General features: G+C 41.9%; 16 protein-coding genes and 2 tRNA genes. 8 read left to right on the top strand and 10 right to left on the bottom strand.

What is annotated here, in order from left to right; genetic code table 11:
- Positions 1 to 7: 7 nt before the first annotated feature.
- On the top strand, positions 8 to 4,315 hold the full coding sequence (gene rpoC, locus DYD21_RS17810) for a DNA-directed RNA polymerase subunit beta' (RefSeq protein WP_116038354.1): 4,308 nt from the start codon (positions 8 to 10) through the stop codon (positions 4,313 to 4,315).
- Between the two features lie 79 nt (positions 4,316 to 4,394).
- Here the strand turns inward: rpoC and DYD21_RS17805 are convergent, their stop codons facing one another.
- Positions 4,395 to 4,700: a YtxH domain-containing protein gene (locus tag DYD21_RS17805; RefSeq protein ID WP_116038353.1), complete on the bottom strand. Its 306-nt coding sequence runs from the start codon at positions 4,698 to 4,700 to the stop codon at positions 4,395 to 4,397.
- Between the two features lie 132 nt (positions 4,701 to 4,832).
- Between DYD21_RS17805 and fsa the strand changes: the two genes are divergently transcribed.
- The gene (gene fsa, locus DYD21_RS17800; protein ID WP_116038352.1) at positions 4,833 to 5,492 is read left to right on the top strand and encodes a fructose-6-phosphate aldolase; all 660 of its coding nucleotides are present in this window, start codon (positions 4,833 to 4,835) and stop codon (positions 5,490 to 5,492) included.
- Between the two features lie 221 nt (positions 5,493 to 5,713).
- Here fsa and DYD21_RS17795 read toward each other — a convergent pair whose 3' ends face one another.
- From DYD21_RS17795 to DYD21_RS17785, 3 genes are all read right to left on the bottom strand, one after another.
- Positions 5,714 to 7,192 carry a phytoene desaturase gene (locus DYD21_RS17795; RefSeq protein WP_116038351.1) on the bottom strand — a complete coding sequence of 493 codons (1,479 nt, stop codon included), beginning with the start codon at positions 7,190 to 7,192 and terminating at the stop codon, positions 5,714 to 5,716.
- 100 nt (positions 7,193 to 7,292) lie between these two features.
- Positions 7,293 to 7,922, bottom strand: a complete 630-nt coding sequence (locus tag DYD21_RS17790; protein WP_158607359.1) for a septal ring lytic transglycosylase RlpA family protein — start codon at positions 7,920 to 7,922, stop codon at positions 7,293 to 7,295.
- Between the two features lie 111 nt (positions 7,923 to 8,033).
- Positions 8,034 to 8,105, bottom strand: a tRNA-Thr gene (locus tag DYD21_RS17785).
- Between the two features lie 120 nt (positions 8,106 to 8,225).
- On the opposite strand from DYD21_RS17785, the gene DYD21_RS17780 reads away from it, so the two are divergent.
- Positions 8,226 to 8,822: a rhomboid family intramembrane serine protease gene (locus DYD21_RS17780; RefSeq protein ID WP_116038349.1), complete on the top strand. Its 597-nt coding sequence runs from the start codon at positions 8,226 to 8,228 to the stop codon at positions 8,820 to 8,822.
- Positions 8,823 to 8,863: 41 nt separating this feature from the next.
- Here DYD21_RS17780 and serC read toward each other — a convergent pair whose 3' ends face one another.
- Together serC and DYD21_RS17770 are read right to left on the bottom strand one after the other, a co-directional pair.
- Positions 8,864 to 9,940 (bottom strand): 3-phosphoserine/phosphohydroxythreonine transaminase, encoded by a 1,077-nt coding sequence (gene serC / locus DYD21_RS17775; RefSeq protein ID WP_116038348.1) that lies wholly within the window; start codon positions 9,938 to 9,940, stop codon positions 8,864 to 8,866.
- Positions 9,941 to 9,946: 6 nt separating this feature from the next.
- Positions 9,947 to 11,158 carry a DUF1015 domain-containing protein gene (locus tag DYD21_RS17770; RefSeq protein WP_116038347.1) on the bottom strand — a complete coding sequence of 404 codons (1,212 nt, stop codon included), beginning with the start codon at positions 11,156 to 11,158 and terminating at the stop codon, positions 9,947 to 9,949.
- Positions 11,159 to 11,263: 105 nt separating this feature from the next.
- Here DYD21_RS17770 and DYD21_RS17765 point away from each other — a divergent pair, with 105 nt between their 5' ends.
- Positions 11,264 to 11,587 carry a DUF1844 domain-containing protein gene (locus tag DYD21_RS17765; RefSeq protein ID WP_116038346.1) on the top strand — a complete coding sequence of 108 codons (324 nt, stop codon included), beginning with the start codon at positions 11,264 to 11,266 and terminating at the stop codon, positions 11,585 to 11,587.
- Positions 11,574 to 12,017, top strand: a complete 444-nt coding sequence (locus DYD21_RS17760) for an NUDIX hydrolase (RefSeq protein ID WP_116038345.1) — start codon at positions 11,574 to 11,576, stop codon at positions 12,015 to 12,017. Before DYD21_RS17765 ends, DYD21_RS17760 begins: the two co-directional genes overlap by 14 nt.
- A gap of 112 nt (positions 12,018 to 12,129) precedes the next feature.
- Here the strand turns inward: DYD21_RS17760 and DYD21_RS17755 are convergent, their stop codons facing one another.
- The 4 genes from DYD21_RS17755 to proS are packed head-to-tail and all read right to left on the bottom strand — an operon-like array spanning position 12,130 to position 16,262.
- Positions 12,130 to 12,780: an energy transducer TonB gene (locus DYD21_RS17755; protein ID WP_199535593.1), complete on the bottom strand. Its 651-nt coding sequence runs from the start codon at positions 12,778 to 12,780 to the stop codon at positions 12,130 to 12,132.
- A 52-nt stretch (positions 12,781 to 12,832) separates the two neighbouring features.
- Entirely contained in the window at positions 12,833 to 13,285 is a 453-nt protein-coding gene (locus tag DYD21_RS17750) for a VanZ family protein (RefSeq protein WP_116038343.1), read from the bottom strand.
- A complete protein-coding gene (locus DYD21_RS17745; protein WP_116038342.1) occupies positions 13,275 to 14,780 on the bottom strand; it encodes an NAD(P)H-hydrate dehydratase in 1,506 nt (501 codons plus the stop codon). Before DYD21_RS17745 ends, DYD21_RS17750 begins: the two co-directional genes overlap by 11 nt.
- Positions 14,781 to 14,795: 15 nt before the next feature.
- Positions 14,796 to 16,262, bottom strand: coding sequence for a proline--tRNA ligase (proS, locus tag DYD21_RS17740; protein ID WP_116038341.1), 1,467 nt, complete (start codon positions 16,260 to 16,262; stop codon positions 14,796 to 14,798).
- Between the two features lie 352 nt (positions 16,263 to 16,614).
- Here proS and DYD21_RS17735 point away from each other — a divergent pair.
- The 3 genes from DYD21_RS17735 to DYD21_RS17725 all read left to right on the top strand — a co-directional run bounded on the left by DYD21_RS17735 (position 16,615) and on the right by DYD21_RS17725 (position 20,377).
- A tRNA-Met gene (locus DYD21_RS17735) sits at positions 16,615 to 16,688 on the top strand.
- Positions 16,689 to 16,880: 192 nt separating this feature from the next.
- Entirely contained in the window at positions 16,881 to 17,855 is a 975-nt protein-coding gene (locus DYD21_RS17730; RefSeq protein WP_116038340.1) for an AAA family ATPase, read from the top strand.
- A gap of 11 nt (positions 17,856 to 17,866) precedes the next feature.
- A complete protein-coding gene (locus tag DYD21_RS17725) occupies positions 17,867 to 20,377 on the top strand; it encodes a S8 family peptidase (protein ID WP_116038339.1) in 2,511 nt (836 codons plus the stop codon).
- The last annotated feature ends 254 nt before the right edge of the window (positions 20,378 to 20,631 follow it).

The following is a 20,631-nucleotide window of genomic DNA, read 5'->3' as shown; positions in this document are numbered from 1 at the left end:
TTTACCTTTGCCGTCAACAAAAACATTAACTGTTACTAAAGACTTCTCTAACATTGGAATATCTTTGGCTTCCGCCGAAACGATACTTTCAAGGTCTCACGGAGAAGTTCTTACTCCCGAAACGATAAATTACAGAACATTCAAACCGGAAATGGACGGTCTTTTCTGTGAAAAGATCTTCGGTCCGGTAAAAGATTATGAGTGTCACTGTGGAAAGTACAAGCGAATTCGCTACAAAGGTATTATTTGTGACCGCTGCGGAGTTGAAGTAACCCGCAAGGCTGTACGCCGTGAACGCATGGGGCATATTACTTTAACAGTGCCCATCGTTCATATCTGGTATTTCAAATCACTGCCAAGTAAGATTGCATATCTGCTTGGATATTCATCCAAAAACCTGGACAGAATTGTTTACTACGAAACTTTTGTAGTTCTCAATCCGGGCCTCGCAAGAGATCTTGGGTATAAAAAAGGAGACCTGATTTCTGAAGAGGAGAAATTCGACATCCTCGATCAACTCCCCGAAGATCATCATGAACTGGATGAAGATGATGAAGATAAATTTGTGGTAAAAGATGGGGCCGAAGCAGTTGAAGGATTGCTGAAAACCCAGGATCTGGACAGCCTTGCCTATCAGCTTCGATATGAAGTGAAGCATGAGACCTCCCAGATGCGCAAAAAGAAAAAACTGAAGCGCCTCCAGGTTATTGAATCATTTCGTGCTGCAAATCAGCATACAGAAAACCGTCCGGAATGGATGGTTCAAAGTGTAATTCCGGTGATTCCGCCTGAATTACGTCCGCTTGTACCGCTGGAAGGTGGCCGTTTTGCAACGTCCGACCTGAATGATCTCTATCGCCGGGTGATTATCCGAAATAATCGTTTGAAACGGCTGATTGATATTAAAGCTCCTGATGTGATCCTCAGAAATGAGAAACGAATGCTTCAGGAAGCTGTAGATTCACTCTATGATAACTCCAGAAAATCCAACGCCGTACGTAACAACAACCGTCCTCTGAAATCCCTCAGTGATATGCTGAAAGGTAAGAGCGGCCGTTTCCGTCAGAACCTGCTCGGTAAGCGAGTAGATTATTCCGGCCGTTCCGTAATTGTGGTTGGCCCGGATCTGAAAATGCATGAGTGCGGTCTTCCTAAGGAGATGGCGATTGAACTCTACAAACCGTTTGTAATCCGTCGGTTGATTGAGCGCGGATACGTGAAAACGGTGAAAAGCGCTAAAAAAGTAGTAGATCGGCGTGATCAGGTTGTATGGGAAGTTCTGGAACGTGTGATCGATGGTCACCCTGTTCTGCTTAACCGTGCTCCAACGCTTCACAGGCTCGGTATTCAGGCGTATCAGCCGGTACTGATTGAAGATAAGGCAATCCGTCTGCATCCGCTTTCTTGTACAGCATTTAATGCTGACTTTGATGGTGACCAGATGGCTGTTCACCTCCCGCTGAGTCATGATGCGGTAATGGAAGCGTCTATTCTGATGCTGGGTTCACACAACATTTTGAGTCCTGCCAGTGGCGGGCCGGTTGCGGTACCTTCCCAGGATATGATTCTTGGAATTTACTACCTCACGAAAATGGGGAACGGGAAACGAGGCGAAGGAAAAACATTTACTTCACCCGATGAAGTAGTGATTGCATTCGATCAAAACAAGATTGATACACATGCAAAGGTTAATGTAAGAGTTCCTGTTAAACAGGAGGATGGCACATTTGCCCCGGAAATAATTAAAACAACGACGGGACGAGTACTTTTTAACAGGATCGTACCTGAAGGTGTAGAATTTGTAAACAGAACACTGGGTAAAAAAGAGCTCAGAATCCTGATTGACAATATTTATAACACTGTAGGACCTGTAGAAACCGCTTATTTCCTCGATAAGATGAAAGAAGTTGGTTTTGAACGTGCAACTACCGGAGGCCTGTCTTTCAGCCTTGAGGATATTATTATCCCGGATGAGAAGCGTAAGCTGATTGAAGCCGCTCAAAACGAAGTGTCTGAGATCCAGGATCGTTACGAGATGGGTTTCATTACCGACAATGAGCGTTACAATCAGGTAATTGATAAGTGGACCAGCACAACAAACCGTGTTTCTGAAACTCTGTTCAAAAGTTTAACAGAAGATAAAGACGGATTTAATGCTGTATACATGATGGCAGATTCTGGTGCCCGTGGATCCAAAGAGCAGATCCGCCAGCTTGGCGGTATGCGTGGATTGATGGCCAAGCCACAAAAAAGTTCCATGCAGCAGGGGAATGAAGTTATTGAGAACCCGATTCTCTCATCATTCAGAGAGGGACTTACCGTTCTGGAATACTTTATCTCTACTCACGGTGCCCGAAAAGGTCTTGCCGATACGGCTCTTAAAACTGCCGATGCCGGTTATCTTACCCGTCGTCTGGTGGATGTATCTCAGGATATTATCATAAATGAAAGAGACTGTGGTACCCTTCGTGGTATTAAAATGCAGGCTCTTAAAGATAATGAGGATGTTATTGAGAGTCTCGAAGATCGAATCATTGGTCGTGTTTCAATGCACGAAATCATCGATCCGATTTCTGACGAGACAATCTGTGAATCGAATGAACTGATTACCGACACAGTAGCTAAGAAAATTGCTGAAACTTCTATCGAAGAGGTAGAAATTCGTTCAGTACTAACTTGTGAAACCGAGCGTGGTGTTTGTGCGAAATGTTACGGACGTGACATGTCGAAAACAGGACTCGTTCAGGTCGGTGAAGCAGTGGGTGTGATTGCAGCACAGTCTATCGGTGAACCGGGTACTCAGCTGACACTCCGAACATTCCACGTGGGTGGTACAGCTTCACGTCTTGAAGCAGATTCACAACACAAGGCCAAATTTGATGGAAAAATCGAGTTTGAAAATGTGCGCGTTGTTGAATACGATGACGGTGAAGAGGTCCATAATGTGGTTTTAAGTCGCGCTGGTGAGATGAAAATTATAGGTGAGGATGGGAAAATTCTGAATACCTATAATGTACCTTACGGTGCTGAAATGCTTATAGAAGAAGGCGATAAAGTTCTGAAAGGAATGCCTCTTTGTAAGTGGGATCCATATAATGCGCTGATTTTCAGTGAAATTGATGGTAAAATTGAGTACAAAGATATCATCGAAGAAGTAACCTATACTGCGGATACCGATTCCCAGACAGGTCACCGCGAAAAAGTTATTATCGATTCACGGGATCGTTCACTCGTTCCAACTCTTGTTGTTAAGGGTGTAGATGATAAAATCCGTGAAAGCACACTGCCTGTTGAAACACACATCACTGTGGAAGACGGCGAGAAGGTTCAGGCCGGACAAATTCTGGCGAAAATCCCGCGTGCTGCTTCTAAATCGAAAGATATTACAGCGGGTCTGCCGCGTGTAACGGAACTCTTTGAGGCCCGTTCACCAAGCGATCCTGCAGCAGTTTCTGAAATTGACGGAATTGTTCGTATGGGTGGCCGTAAACGAGGATCACAAGAGGTGATTGTTGAGAGTAAAGATGGTACAGATGAAAAAACGTATCTTATTTCTCTTTCAAAACACATCCTTGTTCAGGAAAACGATTTCGTTAAAGCTGGTCAGGCTCTCTCAGACGGGACAATTCCAGCCCAGGAAATCCTGAATATTCTCGGACCCTATGCGGTTCAGTCATACCTGGTTAATGAAATACAGGAAGTTTACCGCCTGCAGGGTGTGAAAATTAATGACAAGCACATTGAAGTTATTGTGCGCACCATGATGCAGAAAGTTGAAGTGACAGATCCCGGTGATACAATGTATCTCGAAGGGGATAAAGTCGACCGCTTTGAACTCAACAACAAAAATGATGATTTGATCGGAAAATTTGTTGTAACTGACGTAGGTGGAAGTGATCTGAAACTTGGAGCAATTCTTGATCGCCGTAAAGTTCGTGAAATTAACAACGAACTGATTACTGCCGGAAAAGATGAACTTCAAACACGTGAAGCAGAACCGGCTATTTCGAAGCCAATTCTTCTTGGAATTACCCGGGCGGCACTCTCTACCGAGAGCTGGTTGTCTGCGGCATCATTCCAGGAAACTACTAAAGTTCTTACACAGGCATCTATTGAAGCGAAGAAAGATCTTCTGAGAGGCTTGAAAGAGAATGTAGTAGTTGGCCACAAAGTACCTGCCGGTACAGGTCTGCTTAAGTACGATGAGCTTATCGTTGGTTCAAAAGCCGAATACGATGAGAGTGATGAGGAGGTCGAAAAAGTGTTTGAAACACTTGGCGCCGACGATTCAGAAACTAAATCATCCGCTGAGTAGTTGGAAAACCAACTTGAAACAAAAAAGCCCTGGAACTCAGTTTCAGGGCTTTTTTTTGTTTAATCTGATTAGGCAACTTTTATTTACCGGATTTTTCAATGTTATCAAGAAGGGATTCTGCTTCTTTGATTAAACCGTCGGCTCTCATTTTTGCATCTTCAATTACTTTGTCGCTGTCTTGTTTTGCCTGCGACTTAATTTTCTCCTGTTCATCTTTCAGCTGCTCAATCAGCGATTTCAATTCGTCGATGTAGAAATTCAAACGATAAGAAATTCTGCCGCGTGTGTTTTTCCCTGTATCGGGTGCATACAGTAGTGCAAAAACTGATCCGGCCGTTATACCTGTTAATAGTCCGATTAAAAATCCTTTTCCTGATTTTTTCATAACTCAATCTTCAAATATTTTATGGTTTACATCTAAAATACTAAAACAGCACTCTACTGAAAAAAAAAGATATCAAATTGCCGATAAAATCTTGTATTTTCATAACGAACGCTAACGAAATAAACGTACATAATGAAATTTTTTATAGACACAGCCGACCTTAATGAAATCGAGGAAGCCAATGATCTTGGCGTGTTGGATGGTGTGACGACAAATCCAAGCCTCTGCATGAAAATTGGAGTTGAGGATTTTGAAGGGCACATTGCTAAAATCTGTAACATTGTAGAAGGAGATGTTTCAGCAGAAGTGATTTCAACGGAATACAGCGAAATTGTAGAAGAGGGAAGAAGGATTGCTGATATTGCCGACAACGTGGTTGTGAAAGTGCCATTGATCAAAGATGGTATCAAAGCAATTAAAACATTTTCAGATGAGGGAATCAAAACAAACTGCACACTTTGTTTTTCTGCTTCACAGGCGCTGATTGCTGCCAAAGCAGGAGCAACATACATCTCGCCTTTTATTGGTCGTCTCGACGACATCTCAACTGACGGAATGCAGCTTATCGCTGACATTCGGTTGATTTTCGATAATTACGCGATCGAGACTGAAATACTTGCAGCGAGTATTCGTCACCCGATGCACTTCCTTGAGTCTGCACGTATGGGTGCTGACGTTGCAACCATGCCGCTGAACGTGATTGAGCAGTTACTGAAGCATCCATTGACAGACAGCGGCCTGGAACGCTTTCTCGCTGATTGGGATAAACTTCAGGAATCACTTCAGAAGTAAGATTCTGAACGAAATTTTAAAGCATTACAAAGCCGGATTCTATTCAGTTAGATCCGGCTTTTTTCATTTTCGATTTTTATTGCAGCTATACAGAGGAATTTTCCAGAATTATCAACTGGGTGCCCATTTATACTTCTCCATACATATAATTTTGAAAAATAGAGCTGCAGTGTCAGTTACTTGTTAAAGAGTCCTGAAAATTTATTCATGATTGAATAAGATTATGCGTCCCCAATCAAATTTTCTGCAATTTTAGCTGAAGAGAGCACACCCGGAAGACCTGCCCCGGGATGTGTTCCAGCTCCTACGAAATAGAGATCTTCAACATCTTCGCTGCGGTTATGCGGACGAAACCACGCAGATTGAGTAAGCAGTGGCTCAACCGAAAATGCAGAACCTTTGTAGCTGTTCAACGTATCCTGGAAGTGAAGCGGATCGATGTAGTGTTCCGCAACGATATTCTCTTGCAGGTCCGGCAGGTAGTTCTCTTCCAGAAACTGCATTATGGCATCCCGGTATTTTGGAGCCATCTCGTTCCAATCGGTCCCGCTATCGAGGTGCGGAACCGGGGAAAGGACGTAGAAACCTTCATGTCCTTCCGGCGCCATCGACGGATCGGTAATCGTAGGCATGTGGAGATAGAGAGAAAAATCATCTGACAGATGTTTCTTGTGGAAGATATCACTTAACAATCCTTTGTAGCGTTCCCCAAGGATAATGTTGTGATGAGCCAGTCCTGAATCGGTGTATCGTTTCTTGGTTCCAAAGTAGATCACAAATAGCGACATACTGTATTTTGTACGTTCTATTTTTCGATCGGTATATTTCTTTCGGTGTTTTTTATCGATCAGGTTTTTGTACGTAAATGCCACATCTGCATTAGATACAACCACATCCGCTTTTACATTTTCACCATCTTTTAACCTGATACCGGCGGCTTTACCGTTTTCAACCAGGATTTCATCAATTTCTGAATTGAGATGAATTTTTCCCCCTTGTTCTTCAATCAGGTTCACCATTGCATCTACGATAGCACCTGTTCCGCCCATGGCATAGTGTACACCCCACTCTCTTTCGAGATAGTGAATCATCGCATAAATGGAAGTGGTGTCAAATGGATTTCCGCCCACCAGCAGCGGATGAAAAGAGAAACAGCGCCTCAGAAATTCATCTTCAATATACTGAGAGACGTATTTATAGACCGATTTGTATGACTGCAGCCTGATGAGGTCCGGTGCCACTTTAAGCATATCCGTAAATTTCAGGAACGGGGTATCTGCAAGTTCTACAAAACCTTTCTGAAAAATTGCTTTGGTGGTACCCAGGAATTTCTCGTAACCAATTGCGTCTTCCGGGCTCCTTTTCCGAATCTCGTTCAGAGTAAACTCGTGATCGTTATTGTAATCAAAACTTTTTCCATGGTGATCAAATATCCGGTAAAAAGGATCACAGGGAACAAACGTGATATAATCCTCTCGCTTCTTTCCGGCTTCTGCGAAAATATCATCGAACATAAATGGAGCGGTAATTACGGTTGGACCGCCATCAAATTTAAATCCATCCATTTCATAGACGTAAGCACGTCCGCCCGGCTTATCACGTTTTTCGTAGAGAGTTACGTTGTGACCTTTGGAAAGTAGTCTTGAAGCGGTAGCCAGTCCGCCAAATCCGCTTCCGATAACAATAATATTCTTTTTCATACAGTAGAATCTTTGGTTGGCTTGATAACCGTAATCGGTTCGGTTTCAATCCGTCAGATTGGAAAAAGATGAGATTTTTTACCGGTACTTTGACGAATGATTAGTTTTCTGCTTGCTTCACGAAGCCTTCGTGTCCCTGGCGTGCCAGTCTTCTTTGGGCGTCTCTTGCGTCAGATATGGATGAAAATGTGCCGTAATAGACTCTATAAGCAACGGCATTTCCGAAGGTAACCCGTTCTGCTCTTGAACCGCTGATCCTTTGTGAATACGCATTTGCTTCCCGTTCAGTGTTGAACGATGCAAGCTGAACGGTATATGTTTCGATATTCGTCACCCTGCGATCTCCGATTGGCCGGTCTCCCTCCTCAACCAGGTATATTTCAACATTAGCAGTACCCGCATTCTCCATATCAATCTCGCGGGCGGCCCGCCTTGAGAGGTCAATTACGCGGTTATCCACGTAAGGTCCGCGATCGTTAATTCGGACCACAACGGAACTTCCGTTATCCAGATTTTCTACTTTTACTACTGTATTGAAAGGGAGGGTTCGGTGTGCGGCTGTGAAATCGTTCATGTTGTACGTCTCACCATTAGCCGTTGCCCGGCCGTGGAATTTAGATCCGTACCAGCTTGCAACTCCTGACTGTAACATCATACCGGCATCTACATCTTCTGCAGAGCGAGGTGAAGGCTGACGTTCGGTTGTGCGAACAATACCACAAGCTTGCAAAATGAGAAGGAAAAGAAAAATGGATGAATAAAAAAAGATTCGAGACCGTGAAGGATAATCTCTAAAGTAAAAAGCTGGTCTCTGCATATATACGTAACTATTTGATTGGTGAGCCGAAGATCGGAATTGAACCGACGACCTACGCTTTACGAGAGCGTTGCTCTACCCCTGAGCTACTTCGGCAGGCAGAGTATTTCTACACAGCCTTAAATATATCCAGAAAATGGCATATAAAACAATAGAGAGTCGTATTAGAAATTCACTTTCACTATCTTGGGTGCTTCTTTAAAAAACAGAACAGATATGACGATCACGTTAGCACTAATTGCAGTTACCTCAGCAGTATCGCTGTCCGCTCTCTATCTCAACAGAAAAATTCTGAATGATGGAATGCTGATTCCGAGCCGGGTAATCCGAGAGGGTACCTGGTATGAACTGCTTACGGCCGGCTTTCTGCACGCAAGCTTTACCCATCTGTTGGTGAACATGTTTGTGCTATTCTTTTTCGGTATAGTTCTGGAGCAGAATCTTGGTGTAGCGCATTACCTTGCACTGTATATTACGGGACTCCTTGTCTCCTCACTGCCCTCTATGGTCTATCACCGGGATGATCCAACCTACGCAACCGTAGGAGCCTCGGGCGGCGTAGAGAGTGTGCTGTTTGGATTTATCTTTCTGTTTCCAACGGAGAGCATCTATTTTATTCTGTTGCCGATTCCAATTCCAGCCTGGGTATTTGGACTCGTATTTTTAGCTTATAGTATTTACGAAAGCAAAAAAGGGAGAGGGAATGTTAATCACCAGGCGCATATTGCCGGGGCGGTTTGGGGAATCGTTTACATGTTGATTTTTGTGCCCAACGGGCTCGATCACATCCTTACCATCCTGGGACTAATCTGATCTGTCCGGAGGGATCATTCCCCTTTGTACGATGACCACTTTTACCCGTTATTTCGCCGGAAATCTTTCATAAACGAAACAAGCGCACTGACGCTCTCAATCTCGCAGGCGTTATAGATGCTTGCACGAATGCCGCCAACGCTTCGGTGCCCCTTCAGTGCAACGAGATTCTGTTTTGATGCTTCTTTCAGAAATTGTACTTCAAGATCGTTATTGCTGAGCCGGAAGGTGACATTCATTTTTGATCGAGAATGTTTATCAGCTGTCCCGTGATAAAAATCATCCCGGTCGATTTCACTGTAAAGAAGATCTGCTTTTTCCGTATTGTGTTTATCAAAATAGCTGATACCCCCTTTCTCTTCAATCCAGTCAAGCACGTAATTCACAAGATAAACCGTGAAAACAGGTGGTGTATTGAATATTTTTGGGATATGAGTCTTATAATCAAGTATAGTGGGGATGGGTTCACTACGCTGTTTTTCGGCGAATGATTTATGAATCATCACTACGGTTACGCCTGAAGGCCCGAGATTTTTCTGTGCCCCGGCGTAAATCAGGCCGTACCTGTTCAAATCTACCGGGCGGGAAAGAAAATCTGATGATGCATCACAAACCAAAGGAGCATTGGATTCAGGTTCACGGGAGAACTGAGTTCCATAAATCGTATTGTTACTCGTAAAATGCAGGTAAGCCGCCTCCGGTGAAAGTTGAAGTTCATTATCTGTTGGAATGTGTGCATAGCCGTTCCCTTTTCCGGAGTATGGAACATGAACATTGCCAAAGAGTTTTGCTTCTTTAATCGCTTTGGAAGACCAGGTTCCTGTGTCAATGTAATCCGCAGTTCTATCAGTATTGAGGAAATTATGCGGCACCATCATAAACTGAGAACTTGCACCGCCCTGCAAAAAAAGGACGTGCCATTGATCGTCGGCTCCAATAATACGCTTTAATTTTTCAACAGCACTGTTGTGAATCTCGGTATACTCCGCCCCCCGATGGCTCATCTCCATAATGGACCTCCCGGTACCTCTGTAATCAGTTAGCTCTTCCTGTGCTTTCTGAAGGACAGGGAGTGGAAGTGCTGCAGGCCCGGCACTGAAGTTGTGTACTCTATTCATAGCTGATCAGAACGTGTGAATGATGATTCCGGATTGAAGTTTGGGCTCAAACCAAGTGGATTTAGGAGGCATCAGTTCACCTGCGTCGGAAACATCAACAAGTTCCTCAATGCTGGTGGGATACATGCTAATAGCCAGGTCAGCTTCTTTACTATCCACGAGTCGTTCAAGCTCTTCAGTGCCCCTGATTCCACCAACAAACTCAATATTATTATTTGTCCGGGGATTGTGAATATCAAAAACAGGTCCGAGTATATATCGTTGCAGCAGGGCAGCATCAAGATTGGAGACGGTATCATTTTCATCTGATTCAGGCAGTGTAAATGTCCACCAATCGCCATCAAAATAGACAGAGACGTTCCCTTTTTTATCTGGTGATTTCTTTTTGGTCTTCACGGCATCAAACTTATCAAAAAGATGTTCAGCCTGATTTTTCAGTGCGTGAATAATAACACGGTTATAAGGCAGAATTTTCATCTGGCTCATTGGGAAGAGAACCACCGGGAAATAATCGTATTCCGCTTCTCCCGGGAATGACTGATCTCTTTCACGAAGATTTTGCGACACACGGGAGGCACTTTTACACCTGTGATGTCCGTCTGCAATATAAAAGTGATCGACTTTGGAAAAAGCTTTTACAAAATCAACGGTAGTAAACTCTTTCCAGATTCTGTGAATCACGCCGCGGTCATCGGTATGCTCGATAAAAGGAGGGGAGGTTGCAACTGTTTTTTCAACCTGGAACGCCACATCCTCTGAATCTTTATAGGTGAGCATTACAGGTTCGGCATGAGCCTGCTGCATCTGAATATGTTTGGTACGGTCGTTCTCTTTATCGGGACGTGTCAGTTCGTGCTTCAGAATCACATCATTGTCGTAATCCTGCACAGAAGCACATGTAAAAACACCCGTTTGGGTGTGGGTATCATCCTGAAGCTGATAAATATATATTGACGGTTTTTCGTCCTGGGTATATAATTCGGAATTTAATAGTTGCTTCAGGTTCGCTGCACCTTTTTGGTAAACAGCATCGTCGTGGTAAGGAGTTCCCTCCGGCAGGTCAATTTCAGGCCGGATTACATGTAAAAAGCTGTTGGGTTTATCTTTAGCAAGTGCTGCAGCCTCTTTGGTACTGATAACGTCGTAAGGCGGGCATGCAACCTGGCCTACCTTTTTGGGTTTTGGGAGCCATCCTTTAAAAGGTTGAATCGTTGCCATGTTTGAATATGATATTTTGTATTTTTAAATGATGGTTAAGTATACAAAACCTTTACTTCATCCACGTATTGTAAATTGGCATTAACTGAAGAAAAACCTGTTACTATGTCTGATAAAACAGATCAAAATGGCGAAAAACTAAACGAAGACCAGCAGCAACAATTACTTTTTGTGATGCTGATACAACAGCATGAGCAGATCGCAATGATGGGGCTCGGTAAAACGGAAAATCCACAAACCGGTAAAAAGGCCCGGGATTTAAAATCAGCGAAGTATGCAATTGATACCATTGTGATGCTTGAAAAATATACCAAAGGGAATTTACCGAAAGAAATCAGCGGTTATGTAACAGAAACCCTTAATAAACTCCGTCTTGGCTTCGCTGAAGAGAAAAAGAAAGAGCAAACTTCTTCTGATGACGAAGCGTGATTCGAAAGCAGAAAAGATAACGGCTGCGGGTGGAATTCTGTTTCGGAAAGAACCGTATGCTGTTCAGATATTACTTATCCATAGAAATGGAGTCTGGGATCTGCCAAAAGGTAAACTTGAACCGGATGAATCGATAGCGGAGTGTGCGGCCAGGGAAGTTCGGGAGGAGGTGGGGTTAAAAAAGAATCCTGTAATAGAAGCTAATCTCGGAACTACGGAGCACAGCTATGAACAAAACGGCACACATTTCGACAAAGTTACCTATTGGTTCGTGATGAGACTAACCGATGATCAGTTATCTTACACTCCGCAAGAAGCGGAGGGGATTGATAAAGTTGAATGGATATCTGTCAAAAAGGCTGAAGAGATTGTGGAATATCAGAATCTAAAACATCTGATTGCCAGGTTTAAAGAGGGTATAAACCGGTAGCCTGGAAACGTTATCCCATCATTCAGAAAATAAATAAGCATAAAAAAAGCTTGTCGGTTTTGCCGACAAGCTTTTTTTTAATTTGAAAATATAGTGCCGTTTATAAGCTGATTTAGTTCTGAAGTCTGAATACAACAGGCAAACTATACTGAACACGAACGGGACGTCCACGCTGCATTCCGGGACGGAACTGAGCCTGACGAACAGCTCTCAGGGCTTCTTCATCAGCGCCACCGCCGATTCCGCGAATAACTTGTGGATCCTCAACTTGCCCTTGTTCGTTTACGATAAACTGTACATATACTCGGCCTTCAATTCCTGCTCTTCGCGCCATTTCGGGATAGCGAATATTTTCCTGGATGGAAGCAAGTCCACCGATAAGCTCCGGCATCTCTTCAACAACTACGAAGAAATCTTCTTCAGGCTCCTCTTCTTCCTGTTGTGGAGGTGGCATATCAAGTCTGTCATCCAAATCCCAATCGGCAGAAATGTCAATATCCACATCATCAATAATTTCATCATTGGGAACCTCTACAGGAACCGGAGGACGTGGTGGAGGTGGGGGTGTTTCAATTTGACGTGTCTGGATAATTTCTTCCATCTCAACAATCTCCTGTTCGTCAAGAACATACTCGTCAGGAGCGAGACTGGTTATGTCGATTCTAACGGCCACAATAAAAATTGCAAGCGTTAGTATCATTCCAAGTTGAAGAAAAACAGTATAGTATTTCCTTAAATCTGCTTCCGGTTTTTTCCTTTCCATAATAATTCACCTGTAAAAGTTTTTGCTCGCATTAAGTATACATTATTTAATGCTAACTTTCCAACGTGTTACCGTTGTTGATATTATTTTTTATTAAAGCTGGTTTCAAATAAGACTGATACCTGGTTTGTATGCCCCATAGCAATAGAACAGCAACAAAACTACCGGCAACATCCGCTGCGGCATCCCAAACACTGGCCGTTCTGCCATAAGGCAGGAGTTCCTGAGCGAACTCTATGGATATACCAAACACCATTCCGGCAAGAAAGATTCGGAATAGCGGGGCTAATTTATTGTTACGGATTATAAATGAAAACCCAAGCATGAATGTCCAACCGAAGAACATCAGAAAATGGCCAAGTTTGTTGTATTCAAACAGGGAAATCCCAGGGACGCTTCTCAGCGGGATCAGAGTTAGATAAAGCGTGAAGATCGTAATAATGGTGAACAGCGCATAGACGATATATTTATGAGCTGCGAAAAAGGAAACCGTTCTACCTACCATAGATTGTTCTGGGTTCAGGATCTTTAACGCAGTTGGCAATTTCAAAATTCTCAACCAACGACTTTATGATAGCATCTGTAGTGTTATTCTCTATAGCCAGATAGCCCGCAATTGTTCCGGCTAAAACATCTCCAAATCCTGCCCTTGAGAAGATTCTTGTATCATAACCGGTAATGAATACTCCGTCATCAGGTGTGGCTGTAATCAGGGGATATCCTTTCGATAGAATGGTGCATCTGCTCTCTTTCGAAAGTTTTTTTAACTGACTCAATCGCTCCTCGTCTGATGAAAACGAAATGTTCATCGAATTTTTCAGCTCCCCGATGTGAGGTGTGAGTATCCATCCAGAGGTGTCGTAATTTTTTAACTCATCCCATCCAGCCAGGGCATCTGCATCTAAAATCAGCGGATGCTTGAATGAATTTGTCAGTTCTAAAATGAATTCACGTGTTTCTTCAGATCTTCCAATTCCCGGACCGGCAAGCACGGGCCCTGGTTTTTCTGAAATACGATTTTTGACAGCCGGAACATGTTCAGGTTTAAAGAACATGTGATGCTCTGATCCGAGCGGGACCTTTATGATTTCAGGCAGAGTCTGTTCATAAATGTGAAGCAATCCCTTGGGACAATAAAGAATTACGGCACCTGCACCGGCTTTCCAGGCAGAACGAGCCGACATGATTGCGGCTCCGGTCATTCCCTCAGAACCTGCAATAATGTGAACCGTTCCTTTTTCGTATTTGTGTGATGCAGGCAACGGACCGGTTTGCAGTTCCGGTTTTATATTGGAATGGATTAAAACAGCTGAATGATTGCGATGGTGCTCCGGAAAGGGAAGTTCAGCAAAATGTATATTTCCGCACCGTTCAGGACCACTACCTAAATAAAAACCGATTTTATTGGTGCCAAAGGTAATTGTATGATCCGCTTGAACGGATTCACCCAGGATTTGACCTGTATTGCAGTTCAGGCCGGTTGGAATATCAAGGGAAAAAGTTAGCGTATCAGAACTGTTTATTGATTTTACGGCTGAATGAAGCGGCTCACGAAGTTCAGATTTTAGTCCGGTGCCAATCATGCCATCCACAATGTAATCGGCATCCTGGAGCAAGTCTGAAGATAAATTCCCGGTAAATGTAATATGTGAGGAGTGATCTGATAATTTTCTTAGCAGGGAAAGATTTTTCTCTGCATCATCTGATAGCTGTTGATCTCCCGAAATCAGGCAGATTGTAATCCTGTGTTTGGGGCTGTCCGCCAGGTATCGGGCAATCACGAAAGCATCACCGGCGTTATTGCCTTTACCGCATACATACACTCCATGCCGGTTGTTACCCACAGTTTGCCGGATGAATTCTGAAGCTTTAAGACCGGCAATTTCCATTAACAGATTACCGTTCAGGCCAAATGTTTGAATGGTATCGTGGTCGAGCTGGCGGCTCTGTTCTGCTGTGCAGAGACGAAGAAAACGATTATCAGGAGATTTTAAACTCATGAGGTAGTGCCCCTTTTAATAAGCTCTTGCAAAAAGTACCCGGCGTTCTGAAGGTTTTCCGGTTACCATACAGATTCCGGTTTCAGTATTGGGTTTCAAGGGGATACAACGGATTGTCGCTTTGGTATCTTGTTTAATTTTTTCTTCCGTTTCGGGCGTACCATCCCAGTGAGCGTAAATAAAACCGCCTTTTTCAATTTCGTCCTGAAACTCTTCATATGAATTGACTGTGCGAGTCTTCTCTTTTGTCCGTTTTTTAGCCCGGTCAAAAAGATCGGATTGAATCTCATCCAGAAGCTGAACTATTTTCTCCCCGATTCCCTCTTTTGAGATGATGTTTTTATCAAGAGTGTCACGGCGGGCAAGTTCGAGGTTTCCGTTTTCAACATCCCGGGGCCCAACGGCAATGCGCAGCGGAACACCCTGCGCTTCATGTTCAGCAAATTTGTAGCCGGGATTGTAGTTGTCGCGATCATCGAGTTTTATTCTGACTCCCTTTGATTTCAAATCATCCATAACCGGACGGATATATTCAAGTACTTCAGCTTTCTGTTCGTCACTTCTGAAGATCGGAACAACCACAACCTGGTGAGGAGCCAATTTAGGGGGCAGAACGAGGCCGTTATCATCGGAATGGGTCATGATGAGCCCTCCAACAAGACGGGTGGAAACTCCCCAGCTTGTTGCCCAAACGAAGTCGTGTTCACCATTCTGATTTTGAAATTTTACATCGAAAGCTTTGGCAAAATTTTGCCCGAGAAAGTGAGAGGTTCCGGCTTGCAGAGCTTTGCCATCCTGCATCATCGCTTCAATACAATACGTTTCTTCAGCACCGGCAAACCGTTCGCTTTCGGTTTTTTTGCCCGTAATTACCGGCATCGCCATGAACTCTTCGGCAAAGGTTCGGTAGACTTCAAGCATCCTCTCGGTTTCTTCAACAGCCTCTTCGCGGGTTGCATGTGCCGTATGACCTTCTTGCCATAAAAATTCCATAGTTCTCAAAAAGAGTCGCGTACGCATCTCCCAGCGGACAACATTTGCCCATTGATTAATCAGGATAGGAAGGTCGCGGTAGGATTGGATCCAGTTTCGGTACGAATCCCAAATAATGGTTTCGGAAGTTGGACGAACAATCAGCTCTTCTTCCAGCTTGGAGTCGGGATCAACTTCCACGCCGCCCTCAACGCTTTTTAACCTGCTGTGTGTGATGACCGCGCACTCTTTTGCAAAACCTTCAACGTGCTGCGCTTCCTTAGAAAGAAATGATTTCGGGATAAAAAGCGGGAAATAAGCATTCTCGTGACCGGTATCTTTGAACATCTGATCGAGAGCACCTTTCATATTTTCCCACAAAGCAAAACCGTGGGGACGAATAACCATACACCCCCTTACCTGCGAGTGATCAGCCAGTTTAGCCTCTTTAATTACATCCAGGTACCATTGTGAGTAATCTTTTTCCCGATTGGTGATACGTTTTGCCATTCCTTTACTCTGCTGCGTTCTTATTTATTATTGATATAGAATTTGTTTAACTCGCCCAAGATAAAGAATGATTAGGATAGAAAAAGAGTATAAAAAAATCCGCATTTTCCTTCACCCTTTCTGTAAAAAACCTTATATTTGATGCTCTTTGGTTTTAGGGGCGTCAGGATGATAGGTGTGTATATGATATTGCCGATTCAATTCCGTTGTCTAATAACCAATGCAGATTTTTTGATTTCTTGAAATGCCATGTCGTGGTAGCTCAGGTGGTTAGAGCGTCGGATTCATAACCCGGAGGTCGGCGGTTCAAGTCCGATTGTATAAGAAGTATTAAATCGTAATGAAGCATTATGTCGTGGTAGCTCAGGTGGTTAGAGCGTCGGATTCATAACCCGGAGGTCGGCGGTTCAAGTCCGCCCCACGATACAAATATAAAGCCTTAAGTGTCTAATTATTAGCTGCTTAAGGCTTTTTTTATTTAAATTGGCATAACAGTGGCAACACATTTCATCAAAATCATTTAGATGATAATTATGGAATTTGTTATAACAATTTTTGTTATTGTCTTAGGATCTGACTGTAGAAAAACCAATCGGCGTTTAACTAAATACAAATATTGTGGCTTCAGGCAACCAACTCAAAGCCTTAATAAAAAGTTATAAAGAAGGAGATGATTCTCGTTTTTATGCAACTGCTATGCAGATTGCTGCAAGTGAAGCAAAAAAAGGCAATAAAAATTTAGCCACTCAGCTTAGAGATTTAATTGACGAAGCAAAGAAAAATACTAACATTGAATCGAGTAGGTACGCTGTACCGATAGCACGCCCCCAAGGAGAATTGTCTGAACTCTTAGAGGTATTCTATCCAGATACCCGCATAGACGATATGGTTCTACATGAGGAGACAAAAAACTCACTTAGTAAAATCATTAATGAACAAAAAGAGAAAAGAAAATTAATTAAATACGGCTTACAACCTTCTAGAAAATTACTACTGGTGGGCCCTCCCGGGTGTGGTAAAACCATGAGTGCCCAAGCAATTGCAGGAGAATTAAAAATCCCAATATTTGTAGTTAGGTTAGATGGTCTAATCACCAAATTTATGGGGGAATCCATTGCAAAGCTCAGACTGATTTTTGATGCAATGAAAGAAAATAGAGGTGTTTATCTATTTGATGAATTTGACTCAATTGGAACTACCAGGGGGTTTTCAAATGATGTTGGCGAAATAAAAAGAGTATTAAATAGCTTTTTACTGAACATTGAAAACGACACATCTGAAAGTATAATAATTGCAGCAACAAATTTTAGAGAAGTACTTGATAGAGCATTATTTAGAAGATTTGATGATATCGTTAACTTTAAAATGCCTGAGAAAAAGCAAATATTAGAAACAACAAAACGGCATCTGAAGAACGTAAGCCTAGATAAAGGGTTTAATTTTGATGAAGTTGCAAATCAATCAATTGGTTTAAGTTATGCTGATATTGTTAGGTCGTGTAATGACGCTATAAAGTCTATGTTGATGGATAATTCTAAAAGCCTCGATCATCAAGTTTTATTAAGAATATTATCTGATAGAATTCAATACTAATAGCATTTATCATGTTAAATCCTGAGAGTCGCTCTGACCATCTCACAATAAGTGAAGGCCCTAATATTGATATCTATACAGCAAGTGGTGGTCGGGGAACTGGTCCCCAAATAAAAATAAGAACTAGAAACCAACACGGGATTAGAGTTAAAAATATGCTTGAAAGCGTGAAGCATATTTCTGATCGTTTAAAAGATAAAGCACTCCCAGAAAATATTACAAGAGATAATGGGACATATATAGAATTTTGTAGTCCGATAGACTATGATTTGATTGCAGATAGTCTGCACAGAACTCGTTCAGGGATCGAACTCATCCAATCTATAAAAGTAACTGATACCGACCCAGAGACAGATGAAGATAAAACTTACACAAGAGCTGTTGTTTTTGTGCCAGAGGGTAAGATTGAAATCTTCATAAGAATTGTCGAAAGGTATCTTACTGAAGAATACGGTGACACTAATAGACCTAAAAACAAAAATTTTGTTGAAAGTATTGAAAAAGTAAAAATAGCTACTTTAAAATCTTTTTGGACCGACAACTTAAATTTTCCTAATAAAGATGATAGAATTTGGTGGGAAATTTGGGTTAGAACTCATAGTGAAAAAGAAAATTACCAAGTTACCTCAATTGAAAAATTAAGAGAGCAAGTTGTCAGTATAGGTTTAGAAATTGGGGCAGAGACTTTAGATTTCCCAGAACATAAAGTTGTATTGGTTAATGGAACCGCTGGGCAACTCAGTCGATCCGTATTGCTTTTGAACAATTTAGCTGAAATCAGAAAAGCAAAAGAAAGGGCGGATTTTTTTACCAAATATATTTCTAACATCGAACAGGAAGATTGGATTAATGATCTATTACAAAGATTAGATGTTAGAAATGAAGGTGGACCTGTGATTTGCTTATTAGATAGTGGTGTTAGGAATGGTCATAGATTATTAGAACCAATTATCACAGATGACAAACTAGATGCTTATAAACAGCAGTGGGGGACTGATGATACTGCACGTAATGGAGGACATGGTACGTTAATGGCTGGTTTAGCTATTTATGGAGATCTAACTAATGTACTCTCCACAAATTTACCTGTTCAAATATATCACAATATTGAATCTATTAAGATAATTGAAGCTGATGATCCAAATATCCCTGAGAACTTTGGCGCAATTACTGAGGAGTGTGTTGCGAGATCTTTTATAATTGATTCAGATTCATTTAAGATCTTTTGTATGGCAGTGACTACTACAGATTTTCGAGACTTAGGTCAGCCATCCTCATGGTCTTCAGCAGTTGACAAAATTATTTATGGAGATTCTGAAGATGAGAAATCAAAGCTATTCTTTATTTCTGGTGGAAACGTATACATAAATGTAGCAGACGAATACCCAGATAAAAATTTAACAGATCAAATTCATGATCCAGGTCAATCATGGAATGCTCTAACTATTGGTACTTTTACTAAAAAGGCAGAAGTCAATAAAGAACTCTATCCTGGATATACTGCTTTGGCAAAATTTGGACAAATGGCTCCCACTAACTCAACATCATTTGTGTGGAAAAATGAGTGGCCTTATAAACCCGATGTAGTGTTTGAAGGAGGTAACGTTGCAAATAATGAAGAGGGAGAGATCATTTATGATGACGCATTACAACTGTTAAGTACAAGCAAAGACCTTGTAATAAGACCAGTTACGGCATTTGGTGCTACTAGTGCAGCAACAGCTATAGGGTCAAGATTTGCCGCCAACATTAATGGGAAATATCCAAATTTTTGGTCTGAAACCGTAAGAGGGCTCATTGCACATAGCTCTGAATGGACAAAAGCTATTAGAAACCAAAAAAGATTATCTGGTATTTCTAAAGAAGAAATTGAAAATTTAGCAAGACAAGTAGGTTATGGGGTTCCAAATATTGATAGGGCATTAAATAGTGCATCAAACTCTCTTACTCTCATAGCTCAGAATGAATTTAAGCCGTACAGGTTAGAAGGCAATAATGTAAAGACAGATCAGATTCATTTATACGAACTACCTTGGCCAAGAGAGGAATTACTTCAATTAGCAGATGCTGAAGTGCAACTTAAAGTTACACTATCTTACTATATTGAGCCTAATCCCGGTCGAAGATATTATACCTCAAAATTTTATTATCAATCTCATGGTCTCAGATTTGATGTAATCCGTGTAAATGAAACGGTTGAAGAGTTTAGTCAAAGAAAAAATAAAGAAGCTAGAGATGATGATTACGAAGGTACTGATGCGGAAACAGAGCATTGGCTTTTTGGAGCTCGAAGAAGAACAAGAGGATCTTTGCATAAAGATATTTGGTTTGGAACTGCTGCTGATTTAGCAACAAAAAATAGTATTGCCATTTATCCAGTAACAGGTTGGTGGAGAACCAGAAAAAATTTAGAAAAGTACAATAATACGGTCAGATACAGTTTGATTACTTCAATCGAGACCCCGATTACAGATATAGATATTTATACTCCTGTCCGCAATGAAATCTTAGTTGAAGTATAGATTATTTTTTATATTCAAATGGCACATATTTATCTAATTTTTCCTAAAGTAATCAAAGCCAGTATCACTGTACCAATCCCCGTAAGCATCTTCCATTCTTTTCTTTAATTTTTTTGTTTAATATTTCAAAGACTTCAGTTCTTTCCAGATCATGTTTGTTCCTTACATGAGAGGCAACAAATGACTGAAATCGCCAGTTAATCTCCTTGTATTATGAAAGTGGACACATCACATTGGCGCATTTTTCTCGTAAA

This window comes from Rhodohalobacter sp. SW132 (assembly GCF_003390325.1).
GTDB lineage: Bacteria > Bacteroidota > Rhodothermia > Balneolales > Balneolaceae > SW132.
Note: the sequence above shows the minus strand (reverse complement) of the source record. Positions and strands in the feature narration are given on the sequence as shown.